The sequence below is a fragment of the Methylobacillus methanolivorans genome, assembly GCF_054588515.1.
On the sequence record NZ_BAAILT010000005.1, the window covers coordinates 191,846 to 207,972 of the forward strand.

At 53.4% G+C, this 16,127-nt stretch carries 14 protein-coding genes; 5 read left to right on the forward strand and 9 right to left on the reverse strand.

Features of this window, described 5'->3' with window-relative positions; translation table 11 throughout:
- Window positions 1-2: 2 nt before the first annotated feature.
- The 3 genes from gap to LG202_RS13715 all read right to left on the reverse strand — a co-directional run bounded on the left by gap (window position 3) and on the right by LG202_RS13715 (window position 3,876).
- Window positions 3-1,004, reverse strand: coding sequence for a type I glyceraldehyde-3-phosphate dehydrogenase (gene gap / locus LG202_RS13705; protein ID WP_230348944.1), 1,002 nt, complete (start codon window positions 1,002-1,004; stop codon window positions 3-5).
- 85 nt (window positions 1,005-1,089) lie between these two features.
- Window positions 1,090-3,078 (reverse strand): transketolase, encoded by a 1,989-nt coding sequence (tkt, locus tag LG202_RS13710; protein ID WP_230348945.1) that lies wholly within the window; start codon window positions 3,076-3,078, stop codon window positions 1,090-1,092.
- 234 nt (window positions 3,079-3,312) lie between these two features.
- Entirely contained in the window at window positions 3,313-3,876 is a 564-nt protein-coding gene (locus tag LG202_RS13715; RefSeq protein WP_230348946.1) for a thioredoxin family protein, read from the reverse strand.
- Window positions 3,877-3,934: 58 nt separating this feature from the next.
- Between LG202_RS13715 and LG202_RS13720 the strand changes: the two genes are divergently transcribed.
- The gene (locus LG202_RS13720; protein ID WP_230348947.1) at window positions 3,935-4,672 is read left to right on the forward strand and encodes a 16S rRNA (uracil(1498)-N(3))-methyltransferase; all 738 of its coding nucleotides are present in this window, start codon (window positions 3,935-3,937) and stop codon (window positions 4,670-4,672) included.
- Between the two features lie 87 nt (window positions 4,673-4,759).
- Window positions 4,760-6,325 (forward strand): amino-acid N-acetyltransferase, encoded by a 1,566-nt coding sequence (argA, locus tag LG202_RS13725; protein WP_230348948.1) that lies wholly within the window; start codon window positions 4,760-4,762, stop codon window positions 6,323-6,325.
- A gap of 197 nt (window positions 6,326-6,522) precedes the next feature.
- On the opposite strand, the gene LG202_RS13730 is transcribed toward argA, so the two are convergent.
- Complete coding sequence (locus LG202_RS13730; RefSeq protein WP_230348949.1) at window positions 6,523-8,196, reverse strand: formate--tetrahydrofolate ligase; 1,674 nt, start codon at window positions 8,194-8,196, stop codon at window positions 6,523-6,525.
- A gap of 173 nt (window positions 8,197-8,369) precedes the next feature.
- Here LG202_RS13730 and argB point away from each other — a divergent pair, with 173 nt between their 5' ends.
- From argB to slmA, 3 genes are read left to right on the forward strand one after another with little or no spacing between them, the layout of a single operon-like run.
- A complete protein-coding gene (argB, locus tag LG202_RS13735) occupies window positions 8,370-9,254 on the forward strand; it encodes an acetylglutamate kinase (protein WP_230348950.1) in 885 nt (294 codons plus the stop codon).
- Window positions 9,255-9,273: 19 nt separating this feature from the next.
- On the forward strand, window positions 9,274-9,942 hold the full coding sequence (locus LG202_RS13740; RefSeq protein WP_230348951.1) for a pyrimidine 5'-nucleotidase: 669 nt from the start codon (window positions 9,274-9,276) through the stop codon (window positions 9,940-9,942).
- A 37-nt stretch (window positions 9,943-9,979) separates the two neighbouring features.
- On the forward strand, window positions 9,980-10,558 hold the full coding sequence (gene slmA, locus LG202_RS13745) for a nucleoid occlusion factor SlmA (RefSeq protein WP_230348952.1): 579 nt from the start codon (window positions 9,980-9,982) through the stop codon (window positions 10,556-10,558).
- 87 nt (window positions 10,559-10,645) lie between these two features.
- On the opposite strand, the gene LG202_RS13750 is transcribed toward slmA, so the two are convergent.
- The 5 genes from LG202_RS13750 to lpxC all read right to left on the reverse strand — a co-directional run bounded on the left by LG202_RS13750 (window position 10,646) and on the right by lpxC (window position 16,061).
- Window positions 10,646-11,878 carry a multifunctional CCA addition/repair protein gene (locus LG202_RS13750; RefSeq protein WP_230348953.1) on the reverse strand — a complete coding sequence of 411 codons (1,233 nt, stop codon included), beginning with the start codon at window positions 11,876-11,878 and terminating at the stop codon, window positions 10,646-10,648.
- A gap of 3 nt (window positions 11,879-11,881) precedes the next feature.
- A complete protein-coding gene (locus tag LG202_RS13755; RefSeq protein WP_230348954.1) occupies window positions 11,882-12,847 on the reverse strand; it encodes a complex I NDUFA9 subunit family protein in 966 nt (321 codons plus the stop codon).
- Between the two features lie 36 nt (window positions 12,848-12,883).
- Window positions 12,884-14,872, reverse strand: a complete 1,989-nt coding sequence (locus tag LG202_RS13760; RefSeq protein ID WP_230348955.1) for a transglycosylase SLT domain-containing protein — start codon at window positions 14,870-14,872, stop codon at window positions 12,884-12,886.
- 73 nt (window positions 14,873-14,945) lie between these two features.
- On the reverse strand, window positions 14,946-15,128 hold the full coding sequence (locus tag LG202_RS13765) for a hypothetical protein (RefSeq protein WP_230348956.1): 183 nt from the start codon (window positions 15,126-15,128) through the stop codon (window positions 14,946-14,948).
- A gap of 3 nt (window positions 15,129-15,131) precedes the next feature.
- Entirely contained in the window at window positions 15,132-16,061 is a 930-nt protein-coding gene (lpxC, locus tag LG202_RS13770; RefSeq protein ID WP_230348957.1) for a UDP-3-O-acyl-N-acetylglucosamine deacetylase, read from the reverse strand.
- Window positions 16,062-16,127: the final 66 nt, after the last annotated feature.

A 16,127-nucleotide genomic window follows, 5' to 3' on the forward strand; every position in this document is an offset into this window, starting at 1 on the left:
GCTTAGCTGGCAATATGACGCACCAGGCGCATCATGTTGCAGGTGTAGCCGTACTCGTTATCGTACCAAGCCACGATCTTGACGAAAGTTGGATCAAGCTGGATACCGGCATCAGCGTCAAAAATAGAAGGGTAGGCATTGCCACGGAAATCGGTAGAGACGACTTTTTCATCGGTGAAGCCAAGCACGCCCTTGAGTGGACCACTTTCAGAAGCAGCCTTCATGGCAGCAACGATCTGCTCGTAAGTCGCTTCCTTGTTCAACTCAACGGTCAAATCGACTACGGATACATCGCTGGTCGGGATGCGGAATGCCATGCCAGTGAGTTTTTTGTTCAGTTCTGGAATCACTTTACCCACGGCCTTGGCTGCGCCGGTGGAGGAAGGAATGATATTTTCCAGGATACCGCGGCCGCCTCGCCAATCCTTGTTTGATGGTCCATCAACGGTTTTTTGTGTGGCAGTGGCTGCGTGTACCGTAGTCATCAAGCCACGCTTGATGCCAAAGCTGTCGTTCAATACCTTGGCAACCGGTGCTAGGCCATTGGTGGTGCAGGAAGCAGCGGAAACAATCGCTTGTCCCTTGTAGGTGTCATGGTTCACACCATAGACAAACATGGGGGTATCGTCCTTGGAAGGGGCAGATTGCACAACTTTCTTGGCACCTGCATCAATGTGTTTCTGACAGGTTTCTTCGGTCAGGAAAAAGCCGGTACATTCCACCACAACATCAACACCAACTTCATCCCATTTCAGGTTGGCAGGATCACGCTCTGCGGTCAGGCGTATAGCTTTGCCATTGACGATCAGATTGTTGCCACTGACGGCTACATCGCCATTGAAGCGACCATGCACTGAGTCGTGCTTGAGCATATAAGCCAGATAATCTGGCTCCAGCAGGTCATTGATTGCGACTACTTCGATATCAGTAAAATCCTTGATCGCCGCACGGAATGCCATGCGACCGATACGGCCAAAGCCATTGATGCCAACCTTGATTGTCATGAGTTTTTCCCTGTCCTGATTGTGTTCTTCAAAAACAAAAAGGGAGCCAGCATGACTGGCCCCCTTTTTTAGTTACTACCTGTCATTACAGCACGGACTTGACGGTCTTCACTACGTTTTCAACAGTGAAGCCGAAGTGCTTGAACAGCGCACCACCTGGAGCGGATTCGCCGAAGGTATCGATACCAACGACAGCACCTTCCAGGCCAACATACTTGCGCCAGAAGTCGGTCACGCCAGCTTCAACAGCTACGCGCTTCACGCCTGGAGTCAATACGCTGTCCTTGTAGGCTTGGTCTTGACGATCGAATACGTTGGTAGATGGCATGGAAACCACGCGCACCTTGGTACCAGCGGCATTCAGTTCAGCAGCAGCCTTGATCGCCAGATCCAGTTCGGAACCGTTACTGATGATGATCACGTCTGCCTTGCCTTCAACGTCGGAGAACACATAACCACCCTTGCGAACCAGGTCGAAGTGCTTCTCGTCGTGCTTGATGCCAGGTACGTTCTGACGGCTCAACACCAGGCTGGAAGGACCATCCTTGCGTTCAACAGCAGCAACCCATGCAATCGCAGTTTCAACGGAATCAGCAGGACGCCATACATCCATACGAGGAATGTAACGCAGGCCAGCAGTGTTTTCGATAGGCTGGTGAGTAGGACCATCTTCGCCCTGACCGATAGAATCGTGAGTCAGAACAGCGATAGTACGCTGCTTCATCAATGCAGCCATACGCAATGCGCTCTTGGCGTAGTCGGAGAACATGTGGAAAGTACCACCGAATGGCAACAAGCCACCGTGCAGTGCCATACCGTTCATGATCGCGAACATACCGAATTCACGCACACCGTAAGAGATGTAGTTACCTGGGTTCTTGCCATCAACGTGCTTGAAGCTGGAGCAGCTAGTCAGGTTAGAACCTGTCAAGTCAGCAGAGCCGCCAAGGAATTCTGGCAATACTGGAGCCAGAGCAGCGATCGCGTTTTGTGAAGCCTTACGTGTAGCAACGCCTTCAGCCTTCTCGTTGGTTGCCTTGATGAATGCATCAGTGGCTTCCTTCCAGTTAGCTGGTAGGTCACCTGCCATACGACGCTTGAACTCAGCAGCTTCTGCAGGGTAGATCTTAGCGTAAGCTTCAAACTTAGCATCCCAATCGCTTTCCAGCTTGGAACCCTTAGCCTTGCCATCCCAGCCAGCGTAAACTTCTTCAGGGATAACGAATGGCTCGTGGGTCCAACCCAGTGCTTCGCGGGTTGCAGCAACTTCTTCCAGGCCCAATGCAGAACCGTGGCAGTCGTGGGAACCAGACTTGTTTGGAGAGCCCTTACCAATGATAGTCTTGGCCGCGATGAAGCTTGGCTTGTCAGTAACTTTCTTCGCTGCTTCGATTGCAGCGTTCACAGCATCAAAGTCGTGACCGTCAACGCTAATCACGTGCCAGCCGTAAGCTTCAAAACGCTTCACTGTATCGTCCGTGTACCAACCTTCGATGTGACCGTCGATAGAGATGCCATTGTCATCCCAAACCGCGATCAGCTTGCCCAGGCCCCATGTACCAGCCAGCGCAGCAGCTTCGTGGGAAACACCTTCCATCAGACAGCCATCGCCGAGGAAGCAGTATGTGTAGTGGTCAACGATGTCGTGACCTGGCTTGTTAAACTGGTCAGCCAGCAGCTTTTCAGCCATCGCGAAACCAACAGCATTGGTGATACCTTGACCCAGAGGACCAGTCGTGGTTTCAACACCAGGAGCATAGCCATATTCAGGGTGGCCAGCGCAACGGGAATGCAATTGACGGAAGGACTTGATGTCATCCATGTTCAGGTCGTAGCCTGTCAGATGCAGCAAGGAGTAGATCAACATCGAGCCATGGCCGTTGGACAAAATGAAACGGTCACGGTCAGCCCAGTTAGGGTTGGTTGGGTTGTGGCGCAGATGGTGGTTCCACAGAACTTCTGCGATATCTGCCATGCCCATCGGTGCACCAGGGTGTCCAGAATTTGCCTTCTGAACTGCGTCCATGGATAACACGCGGATGGCATTTGCCAATTCTTGACGAGTTGCTGCCATACATATCTCCCTACGGTTGAAGAGAAAAAGGCTTCTCCAGCACATACAAGGCTGGAGGAGCCTCACTCAAATTCTTGAAAACCTCTGGACAGTCAGGATGCTGAAACGATTTCAAGCCCCAGCGACTAAGAGGTATTTAGCCCATAATTATTCCTTAGATGCGCAGTTTCAGCAATACTAACTCGTGATTAATGCTGCTGATGTCATCGCATATTCATCTTTACAAGCAAACAACTATGCCACTTCCCGCCACTTGATCGAGCAACCAATTGAGGACAGCTGCTCCGCCGGGCCTCGCCCGGTTTCCGCCACCAGCTTCATGGCCGCATATAAATCCCGTGTGGGATTGTCCACTGGTGTCATCACGCGCCCCTGGTTATCAAAACGCCCCCGGTACTGCAATTCCAGATGGGCATTGAAGCCAAAGAAATCTGGCGTACACACAGCGCCATAAGCCTTGGCGACTACCTGACTTTCATCAAAAAGGTAAGGAAAAGGAAAGTGAAACTCGCGGGCCACCTCGGCCATTTTATCAAAGGAGTCATCAGGGTATGCCTCTGCGTCATTGGAGGAAATCGCGACGGTATTAATACCCAACTCACGCAAAGCACGCACATCTGCCACCAGTCGCTCGCGAATGGCCTGCACATAGGGGCAATGATTACAGATAAACATCACCAGGGTGCCGTTGACGCCTTTTACCTGAGACAGCGACCAGTCGCGACCATCAACACCTGGCAGCTTGAAATCTGGTGCGTTCCAGCCAAAATCACACACTGGTGGATTCAGACTTGCCATAACACATGCTCCTTCCATTAGAATTCTTGTAAATTAACCGCCAATATTACACCACCTCATGTCCGCACCCCGCTTTTACCACCCTGGCGCACTATCTCCCGGCCACGAAACCACATTGCCAGACAACGCCGCGATTCACGCGTGCAAAGCCCTGCGCATGCAAGTGGGGGATGCTGTCATCCTGTTCAACGGCGATGGACACGATTACCTGGGCAAGCTGACGTCTGTCCGCAAGCAGGAAGTCAATGCACTGATGATTGAGGCGCACCCACGCCCCACAGAGTCGCCGCTCAAGATCACCCTGGCACAAGCCATTTCCTCTGGCGACCGCATGGACTTCACCATCCAGAAAGCAGTAGAGATGGGCGCATTTGCCATTCAGCCCATTGCCAGCCAGCGCAGCGTGGTCAAGCTAGCGGGCGAACGCGCAGAAAAACGTCGCGAGCATTGGCAGAATGTCGCCATTTCTGCCTGCGAACAGTCTGGCCGCGCTTTTGTGCCTCAAGTTGCATCACCACTAAGCCTGCCTGAATGGCTAGCGCAAAAACCCGCAGCAGATGCATTGATCACCCTGGCACCGAATGCGCCACAAACACTGCCACAGCTCAAGCTTACAGGCAGCAACATCTGCCTATTAATCGGCCCTGAAGGTGGCCTAACAGACCAGGAAATCGACATGGCCGCACAACATGGCTTCACCGCGGTGCGCATGGGCCCACGCGTGCTGCGCACAGAAACCGCCGCCCTGGCCGCGATCGCCAGCATGCAGACCTTGTGGGGCGACTTCACTGCCTAACACCCTGTCCTGACGCAGATCAAAATTGCACCTGAAGTGCATTTTCTGTAAAAATATGCTTTATCTGCAATTTCAGGACAACTCAGCATGGCGCTAGGCAGTGCAATCCGCAAACGCCGCAAGGCACTCAACATGACCCTGCAAGAGCTTGCACGCAAGGTCAACGCCAATAGTGGCAACCTTTCCCGCATTGAACGCGGCGCACAAGGTGTTTCTGAAGCCATGTTGCGCAAGCTTTGTACGGCACTGGATTGCACCGCAGCACATCTTTACGCACAAAGCGATGCAGAAAGCGGACACAGCACCAATACCTCGCGGCTGACACTGCACCAGCCACAGGAGTTCGTGCGCTGGTTCCGCTCTGCCGCGCCTTATATTCATGCGTTTGGTGGCCGTACTTTCGTCATCGCGTTTGGTGGAGAGGTCGTGGATGACGGACAGTTCGTTGCGCTGTCGCATGACCTTAACTTGCTCGCCAGCCTGGAAGTCCGGCTAGTACTGGTACATGGTGCCCGCCCGCAGATCGAGAGCCGCCTTAAACGTGCCCGCCTACAAACGCGGCTGGTCAATGGCCTGCGTGTGACAGATGACGAGGCGATGGAGGCCGTGAAAGAGGCCAATGGTGCTGTGCGCGTAGAGATTGAATCCCTGCTCTCCATGGGATTGATCAATTCACCAATGGCAGGTGCGGATATCCGGGTGGCCAGCGGCAACTTCGTTACCGCCAAACCGCTGGGGGTACGTGAGGGCATTGATCTGCAACACACAGGCGAAGTGCGCAAGGTCGATGCCGTCGGCATCCAGAAACGCCTGGACGACGGCGAGCTGGTATTGCTCTCACCACTGGGTTATTCACCGACTGGCGAGGTGTTCAACTTGACGCTGGAAGATGTCGCCACGAGTGCAGCCATTGCCCTGGATGCGGATAAACTGATTTTCCTCATGGACTCCAGCGGGGTACATAATATCCGCGGAGAACTGCTACGCGAAATGACCACCGACAAGGCCAACAATCTCCTGCGCCACATCGGCAACAACGGCGCACAGCAAATTACGGAAGACGAATTCTATTATCTGCCCGCGGCCGTCCGCGCCTGCGGCCAGGGTGTAGCCCGCACCCACCTGATCAGTCGACACGTCGATGGTGCCATTCTGCAAGAGCTATTCACGCATGATGGCATAGGCACCATGATCACCGAAGATCCGCTCGAATCCATGCGCCCTGCCGATATCGGCGATGTGGGCGGTATTTTGCAGCTGATAGAACCATTGGAAAACGAAGGCATTCTGGTAAGGCGTGGCCGCGAACGACTGGAAATGGAGATCCATCACTTCCATGTCATGGAGCATGATGGCAAAGTGATTGGCTGCGCGGCACTCTATCCTTTCCCTGACACAAAAACGGCAGAGCTTGCCTGCATGGCGATTCATGCTTCATTCCGTCGCGGCGGACGTGGTGACCGCTTGCTAAGCTACTGTGAGGAACAAGTCCAGGAGCAGGGCCTGAAATCAGTGTTCGTACTCACCACCCGCACCGAGCACTGGTTTCTAGAGCGCGGATTCATGGAAGGCAGCGTCGAGCAACTGCCGGGCGAAAAACAAAAACTCTATAACCTGCAACGGCGCTCCAAGGTATTTATCAAGAAGATTTAAGTCATCGCACAAAAAGGCCAACATTCGCCATTGACCTTTTAAATGATAATAATTAACATTAACGCATTCATCTCTACTCAGTGAGTTGCACACCTCCCGAGCAGCCATGAATGTCTTACCCCGGTACGGCAATCTCCCAGCACTCAAGGGAGGTTGCCGTTTTTACTTGTCCACATGACCTTTCCAAACAATTCTGTTTAATAAAGGCCAGTCACACGACCCTCGTCATCAATATCAATTCTTGTCGCACAAGGCTCCTTGGGCAAGCCAGGCATAGTCATGATGTCATCACAAATCATCACCACAAACTCGGCCCCCGCACACAACCGTACTGCCCGCACCGTCAGGATATGCTCGTGCGGCAAGCCTCTTTGCGAGGCATCGGTAGAAAACGAATATTGGGTTTTGGCAATGCACACCGGGTAATGCCCATAGCCATCGGCCTGCAACTTATCAATCACGGCCCGCACCCGCCTTGGCGCATGCACCTCGACAGCACCGTAAATATTGCGGGCAACCTTGCCCAGTTTCTCCCATAATGAGTCTGCATCTGAATAAACATATTGCATCTGTGCCTGCGCAGACTCCACCAGCCTCAACACACTTTTAGCCAGTTTTTCAGCGCCAGCACCGCCCTTTGCCCAATGCTCGGCCAGCACCACCTCCACACCATGCCCCGCTAGGCGCTCGGTCAGCAAGGCCAGCTCAGCAGCCGTATCATGATCGAACCGATTCAATGCCACCACGGCGGGCAAGCCATATTGCTGGGTAACGTTTTCCAGATGCTTTTCCAGATTGGCGACACCTAGTGCCAAGGCTTCCAGATTTTCCTGCGACAATGCAGAAATCTCCTGCCCACCGTGATACTTGAGCGCCCTGATGGTAGCGACAATGACACAAGCATCAGGCTTAAGCCCTGCCTTACGGCACTTGATGTCGATAAATTTCTCTGCGCCAAGATCCGCGCCAAACCCAGCTTCAGTAATGACGATCTCGCCCAGTTTGAGTGCAGTGCGTGTAGCAATGACCGAATTACAGCCATGCGCGATATTGGCAAACGGCCCGCCATGCAGCAGGGCCGGAGTATGCTCCAAGGTCTGCACCAGATTAGGCTTGATGGCGTCCTTGAGCAGCACGCTCATGGCACCATGCGCCTTGAGATCACGCGCCGTCACTGGGTGACCAGCAAAGTTATAGCCGATGACGATCTTGCCCAGCCTCTCACGCAAATCATGCAAGGAGTCCGCCAGGCAAAACACCGCCATCACTTCAGATGCCACGACAATGTCAAAACCATCCTCGCGCGGCTGGCCATTGACCTTGCCTCCCAGCCCAATCACCACTTGACGCAGTGCACGGTCATTCATATCCATCACGCGCTTCCAAGTCACTTGGCGAGGGTCGATCTGCAATGCATTGCCATGATGAATGTGGTTGTCGATCATGGCAGCCAGTAGATTATGTGCGAGCGCTATCGCGGCAAAATCACCGGTAAAGTGCAGGTTGATATCCTCCATCGGCACCACTTGGGCATATCCACCGCCCGCAGCGCCCCCCTTCATGCCAAATACCGGCCCCATGGAAGGCTCGCGCAAGCAAATCACGGCGCGCTTTCCCAAGCGCTGTAACGCATCGCCCAAACCCACGGTGGTGGTGGTTTTCCCCTCACCCGCAGGGGTGGGGCTGATAGCCGTGACCAGTATCAACTTGCCATCAGGGTGCGCCTGCAATTGTGGATTGGCATCAAGGTCTATCTTGGCCTTGTATCGCCCATAGGGAATCACTGACTCATCACTGAGACCAAGCTGGGCGGCAATGTCGGTGATGTGCTTGAGGGTTGCCCGTTGGGCAATGTCGATATCGCTGGGCATGCGTATTCCTGTTCTGGTTGTTGACGGATGCCAAGAAAGTGAACACCTTCCAAACCGAGTTTACCGCTGCCATGCTGGGTTTGATAGTGAGTTTTAGCGCGCTGTCGCGTGATTTTCATATTAAACCAGTTAAAATGGGAGGATATTTATTCACTCGCATTCAGAGAGAGTCAATGCTCAACCAAACTACTGCTATCCAGAAAGCCCAAACCCTGGCCGAAGCCTTGCCTTACATCAAGCGCTTCTTCGATAAAACCATCGTCATCAAATATGGCGGCAACGCCATGACGGACCCGCACCTCAAGGAATGCTTCGCCAGCGATGTCGTATTGCTCAAGCTGGTTGGCATGAACCCGGTGGTTGTGCATGGTGGTGGCCCACAGATCAACGAACTGCTGGACAAACTAGGCAAAAAAGGTGAATTCATTCAGGGCATGCGTGTCACCGATGAAGAAACCATGGATATTGTAGAAATGGTGCTGGGCGGCCAGGTCAACAAGGAGATCGTCAACCTGATCAACCGCAATGGCGGCAAGGCGGTTGGCCTCACAGGCCAGGATGGTAACTTCATCCACGCTCGCAAACTGCTGATACAGGACCTGCAAAACCCGAGCAACATGATTGATATCGGCCAGGTAGGTGAGATTAGCGGCATAGACCCCAGCCTGATCCAGTTTCTCGACAGTGGCGACTTTATCCCGGTGATTGCCCCGATTGGCGTAGGTGCCGATGGTGAGACCTACAACATCAATGCTGATGTCGTGGCAGGCAAACTGGCGGAAATCCTGGGGGCGGAAAAACTCATCCTGCTCACCAATACCCCTGGTGTACTGGACAAATCCGGCAACCTGCTGACCGGCCTCACTCCCAAGCAGATCGACGATCTCGTTGCTGATGGCACGCTCTCTGGCGGCATGCTGCCCAAGATCAGCTCGGCCCTGGATGCGGCTCGCAGTGGCGTCAAGTCTGTCCATATCATCGATGGCCGCGTTGAACACGCCTTGTTGCTGGAAGTATTGACTGACGCTGGCGTGGGCACACTGATTACTGCCAAGTAACATATAGCAAGCACGCCTGATGTCGCACAAGGTCTGGATTTTCGACCTAGACAATACCCTGCATGATGCAGATGCGGAGATTTTTCCGCATCTGCATGTTGCGATGACACGTTACATCATGAGTGAGCTAAGGCTGGAAGAAGCCGCCGCCTGCCTGCTACGCCAGCATTATTGGCGCATCTATGGCGCGACCCTCAAGGGCCTCATGCGGCATCACCGCATACACCCACACCACTTCTTGCAGCAAACCCACCAGCTTGATGAGCTGGAACACATGGTCAGCACAGTCAAAAGACTGCGACACACGTTGCAGCAACTCCCAGGCCGTAAGGTAGTATTCACTAACGCACCGATGAGTTATGCCAAAAGAGTGTTAAAATTGCTAGCTATCGATGATGTGTTCGATCAGGTTTTCAGTGTGGAGTCTTCTGGGTTCCACCCAAAACCTGCCGTGCGGGGTTTTCAACACTTGTTGCAAACGCTCAAGGTCAACGCTGGAAATTGCATCCTGCTTGAAGATAGCCTGCCAGCGTTAATGACTGCCAAACGTCTGGGTATGAAGACCATCCATGTCTCACCCAAGCCGAGGCGCCCTAGCTATGTCGATGTGCGCATTTCCAGCGTGCTGGAGCTACCGCACACCTGGCTTTATAAAACATATAACAATGCAGAATGTCACCAGAAATAGAGCGCTGGCTTCTGCCTGAATCAAGAGGTAAAAAGAAATGGCTTTGAAACCCGGAGAACGTAAGCAGCAAATCCTGGAAACCCTGGCAAAGATGCTGGAATCGCCCAAGCGCGAAAAAATCACCACAGCATCCCTGGCTGCCAAGCTTGAAGTTAGTGAGGCCGCGCTTTACCGTCATTTCCCCAGCAAGGCACGCATGTTCGACAACTTGATCGAGTTCATCGAACAAACCTTGTTTGGCCTCATCAACAAAATCACCTCGGAAGAAGAAGAAGGCCTGCGCCAGGCACGCCGTATCGTCACGATCTTGCTATTATTCGCGGAAAAGAATCACGGCATGACGCGCGTATTGATCGGCGATGCATTGGTCAACGAAGATCCTGCACTGCAGACCCGCATCAACCAGTTATTTGATCGCATCGAATCCACCTTGAAACAAAGCCTGCGTATTGCGGAAACCCAGACAGGCCGCAAGTTTGACCCAGAATCCCAGGCCAACCTGCTGTTGTGCTTTGTGATTGGCCGCTGGCATCAATTTGCCAAGAGCGGCTTCAAGCGCAAACCCATGGAGTTCGTGCAACAGCAACTGACTTTACTATACGGCCTGGAAGAGTAAGAAAGACAAGCTCAATAAGAAAGCCCCGCATGCGGGGCTTTCTTGTTTTCGAATGCAAGGCTTAAATTAGCCTGACCAATATGCCGTTTAAGCGGCCTCTTTGAGGGGAAACCGGTACATCGACTCCATCGCCGTCACCCTGGCAGCAAATACGGCTTCCTTGATCGCCTCTGGGCTGCTTTGCTGGCGGGCAATTGCTCCAGCATCCACTGACATGACTAGTTTCAATATCTCCAGCAATAGCGGAAACAGCGGCAACGCCTGCTGCTCGAAGCCGGTACGCCCGCGGGCATCAGCCTCGCAGGCGCGGAGAAAATCTGAGAACCGCTGCGGCTGGCGCAGTGCATCGGTCTCTTGCAGGAAACGCAGGACGGTAGCCGCCTTCATCTCGCCGACCTGGTGCACTTTTCCATGAAATTTGGCCACCACAAGCGCAAGTTCCTTGCAATCATTCGGTACGCGTAGACGCTTCACCAATGGCTGTAACAAATTGACACTACGTTCCTCATGCCCGATATGTCTGGGCAGGATATCTGGAGGCGTCGTCCCTTTGCCCAGGTCGTGCGTCAATGCGGCAAAGCGCACCGGCAAGCTAAAGCCAGCACGCGCGGCATAGTCGATCACCATCATCACATGCACGCCAGTGTCGATTTCAGGATGGTATTGGGCAGTTTGCGGCACGCCAAACAGGCGATCCAACTCAGGCAAAATACGTTGGAGTGCACCGCAAGCACGTAGCACTGCAAACATACGGCTGGGTTGCTGCTCCATGAGACCTTTGGCCAGCTCCTGCCACACCCGCTCTGGCACCAAGGCATCGACCTCACCATCCTCAACCATATTGCGCATGAGCGCCATGGTTTCGTCAGCGACGCTAAACTCGGTAAACCTTGCTGCAAATCGTGCTGCACGCAGGATACGCACCGGATCTTCGCTGAATGCGGGACTGACATGGCGCAACACCCTAGCCTGGATATCGTTGACACCGTGATAAGGGTCAATCAATTGGCCCTGTTCGTCCTCGGCAATGGCGTTCATGGTGAGGTCACGCCGCGCAAGGTCTTGCTCCAGTGTCACATCGGGGTCCGCATGCACCTGGAAGCCTTTATACCCCTTGCCAGTCTTGCGTTCGGTACGCGCAAGGGCATATTCCTCGTGTGTGTGGGGATGCAGGAATACGGGAAAGTCTTTGCCCACGGGACGATAACCCAAACTAGCCATGGCCTCGGGGGTGCTGCCGACTACGACATAATCCCGGTCCTTGACTGGCAAGCCGAGTAGCTTATCCCGGACTGCGCCACCCACCGCATATATTTGCATGGCTTAGCGCCTGCCGAAGGTTCTGCCTGCCAGACTACGAAAGCGGTCATAAGCACCGCGCGGGGTATCACCGACCAGATATTCTGGCGCAACGGCTTCCAGTGCCGTAGTCGCATTGCCAAACAGCTCCTTGATTGGCGCTGCACAGACACTATCGACTTCCATGCTGAAGAGATTGTCTCGCGTCATCAGCTTTACAGGCAGCTTTTCCATGACATAGGCTTGGTAGTAAGAGAGCTTATCATTGAGCGGTACGATACGGCGCTTCTTGCCCAGCAAGAAAGCGACAAACTCAATCAACTGCTGCAAGGTATACACCTGCGGACCACCCAGATCCATGCTGCGGCCGTAAGTACTGATATTTTCGAGCGATGCCACGAACACATGCGCCACATCCTCCACCCAGATCGGCTGAAAACGTGCATGAGGCTTAGCAACCGCAATCACCGGCAAGATTTTCACCACATTGGCGAACAGGTTGAGGAATTGATCGCCACGCCCGAAAATGACGGAAGGACGGAATATCGTCACATCAATCTCACGCGTACGCGCCAGCACCGCAGCTTCTCCTGCCGCCTTGGAGCGCAGGTAAGCACTCTTGGCATCTGCACTGGCTTTTAGTGCACTCATGTGCAATAAGCGCTTCACGCCTTGCTTGCAGCAGATATCAGCCAAACGTGCAGGTAACTCGGCGTGCAACTTGTCGAAGCGAGCCTGTGATGTCTCATGCAGAATACCGACCAGATTGATCACGGCATCCTGTCCATGCAAATGTCCAGATAATGCCGTGTCATTGAAGATGTCGCATTCCACGACCTGCACATTGGGCAACAGGATCAAATGCTTGCTGCTCTCGCGCCGCCGCGTCAACACCTTGACGTCATAACCAGCGACGCTAAGCTTGTGCACAATCGCACTTCCCACAAAGCCAGAGCCGCCAATCACACATATTTGCCTGATACGTTGCATTACTTCATGTCCCTTTTTGTCCTGTCTGAATCAGGGTTAATCTTGTTCCGGATTAATAGGCTCTCCCACGCCAGGCACTACGCCCAGGCGCTGTTTCAAGCTCTGGGGCTTGGTGCCCAACTGCTGTGAGTAATACATGGAGTTGCCCAGTACTTTTTTCACGTAATCGCGCGTTTCGCTGAAGGGGATGGTTTCTGCATACACGGCACCTTCCAATGGCTTGTCCGAAGCCCAGCGCTTGGGCCTACCCGGCCCTGCATTGTAGGCTGCGGTCGCCATCAATGGCTGCTGATCCATCCTGTCCATGGTATAGCGCAGGTAGTGCGTACCAAACTTCAGGTTGGTATCAAGTTGGTTAATCATGGCGGGTTTGTAATCACCCATACCCATGCGCTTGGCAATCCACTTGGCAGTTTCTGGCATCACCTGCATGAGGCCGGAGGCGCCCACCACCGATTTGGCCCAACTAACAAAGCGGCTTTCCTGGCGGATCAAGCCATAGATCCAGGCTTCATCCAGTGAATTGTCGGCCGCATAGCCCTGCATAATGTCACGGTAAGGTGCAGGATAACGCAAGGCAAAATCATGCAGTAGCTTGGTGCGATCAGCCGTACTGATCGCCACGTCATACCATCCCTCGCGGAAGGCAATTTCCGCGGTGGCGATCAATTGCTTGTCGTCGAAATCACGGCTGGCATAGCGCCATTCGTCCCGGGACTCTGTACGCATTTCCAGCCGACGCAATGCCAAGGCACGCTGGATACCCGCGTTATCCAATACCGCCCGTATCTCTTCTGCATTGGCTTTATAAGGTGCAGGAGTCGCGGTAATCACATCACCCATTTCCTCTTCTGCCAATAGTCCGTAGTAAGTGTTTTCCCTGGAGAGCTTCACCAGGATCAGATTAGCCGCAACAATCTGCTTTTGCTCCTTGAGTGCACGGGCCTTCCAGTATTGCCAGACTTGCTCTTCCTGCTGAGATTCCGGCATCACCGCGATGGTCAACTGCAACGCTTTCCAGTCACCAGCACGCATGGCGGCCCTGGCTTTCCACTCTTGTTGATCCTTGTCCAGCACCGCGCTTCCAGCCCTCTGGAAATAAGTGAGTGCCGCAGGGTCGTGTTTGCGGGCGGCATGCAAAGCGAAACGGCCCCAGAAATAATCACGATCAGCGACATCAAAGTTAGTATGCAGCTTTTCCCATAGATCCAACGCCAACGCAGGCTGGCTACGACTCAGGCGTTCCAGTGCATAGAGATTAAGCTCCTTGCCCAATCGGCTCTTGAAGCTAATCTGGCGTTTTTCCAGCACTTGCTGCGGGTTCTGGTAGGCCTTGTCCAATAGCTTGAGATTATTATTGTCGATATTCGGCAATCGTTGCAGCACAGTCTTGGCGACCGTCATCTTGGAACCTTGCAACAGCAAGCGAGTACGTGCCCAGATATCTTCCTCGCGCAAGACCCCGCCGGTCTGCAACCGTTCAAAGACGGCGCCACAATTAGCAGGCAACTCATTGCCCGTCATCCACAGCGCCTTGCCATCTCGTACAGCCGATTCCTGCCCCTGCTGGATGCCGCCATCAGCAGCATAGCAACTCACCGCCATATCATCGCGCTGAAGCTTGGGGTATTCCTCGAAAAAAGTACTCCAGTCCTGCCGCCGGGCAAGCACTTTTAACCATTCCCCGCGCAGGCGATCAGCAAATGGGGCATCGCGATACTGCTCCAAGAAAGCCCGTATCGAGGCTTTATCGGCCTGGTTAAGATCAAGTAAAAAACGCCAATAATCGGTATAAGGAGCAAGAATATAGCGTTGCGCATGCAGGGCTTGGGAAGCAGAGGTCAACGCATTGAGATTTCGCGTGTTGTAGGCATTACGGGCACTCAGGAACAGGTCATCAGGGCTGTCAGCATGGACAACTTGACCACAGGCGAGCAAGCCCATCAACAAGCATGAAGCGAATAGCCTCCTGCCAATTCCCCCTGGCAAGCGTGCCAGGGCAACACCAAACTTACTTAACTGCATTGTGTATACCCAAACCATGACGCTTGACCAAGGATAGCATAGCCATCCACCGGATGGCGGCCCTTTGCGCAAGCTAATAGAGAACGATACGACCCATGGCAATAACCAAGGCGACCACCATGAGCAAGACCAAGGTGAACTTGACGAGTTGCCAAGTGAACTTGAGATAACGCTTGTCACCTGAAATGACGTAAATACCCAGCGACACCGCGACCGAGATCAGCCCCAGTATCAGCAGTATGCGTAAGACCAGCATGGCTTAGACGTATTGCAGGGCCGGCGGCATGCCGATTGGCGTTTGGAAGGCTCCGGGCGCTTCCTCGAACTTGTCGAAAGTCGCGTACTCCCAGGCGTCACTGTCAGCAAGCAAGGTGCGCAGCAACTGATTGTTCATGTAGTGACCAGCCTTGAAAGCGCTAAATGCGCCAATGAGTGGATGGCCCAGAACATAAAGATCACCAATAGCATCAAGCATTTTATGTTTGACGAACTCATCGTCATAACGCAAACCATCGTTATTTAATACGCGATACTCATCCAGCACGATGGCATTATCCAGACTGCCACCACGGGCTAGGCCCATAGAGCGTAATGCCTCGACTTCATGCATGAAGCCGAAGGTACGGGCACGGCTAATTTCCTTGATATAGGAGTTATCAGCAAAATCAATGGTGATTTTTTGCCCGGTATGCTCCACGGCAGGATGGTTAAAATCAATGGTGAAGTCGAGCTTGAAGCCGAAATAAGGGTCGAAACGCACCCATTTATCGCCTTCGTGATATTCAACGGTTTTCTTGATACGGATGAATTTCTTCATCGCAGGTTGTTCGACAATGCCGGCCTGTTGCAGAAGGAATACAAAAGGCCCGGCACTGCCGTCCATAATCGGCACTTCGCCTGCATTCAGCTCAATGAGGATGTTGTCTATGCCTAACCCGGCAAGGGCAGACATCAGGTGCTCAATCGTGGCAACCCGGGCACCGTTGCACTCCAGCGCGGAGCACAACTTGGTATCGGTAACGAGATGAGGCTGCACCTTGAATTCAGCGGTGTCGGGCAGATCGACCCTACGGAATACAATACCAGTGTCAGGGGCTGCAGGGCGTAAGGTCAGGGTAACCTTGTCGCCCGAATGCAAGCCCACACCGGTGGCGCTGATTTCAGTTTTCAGTGTTCTTTGTTTAAGCACTGCTGTCCCTCTCGCGAGAGTCCTCATCTATATAGTTGCCACATTATAACACGCGACACTGCGCCC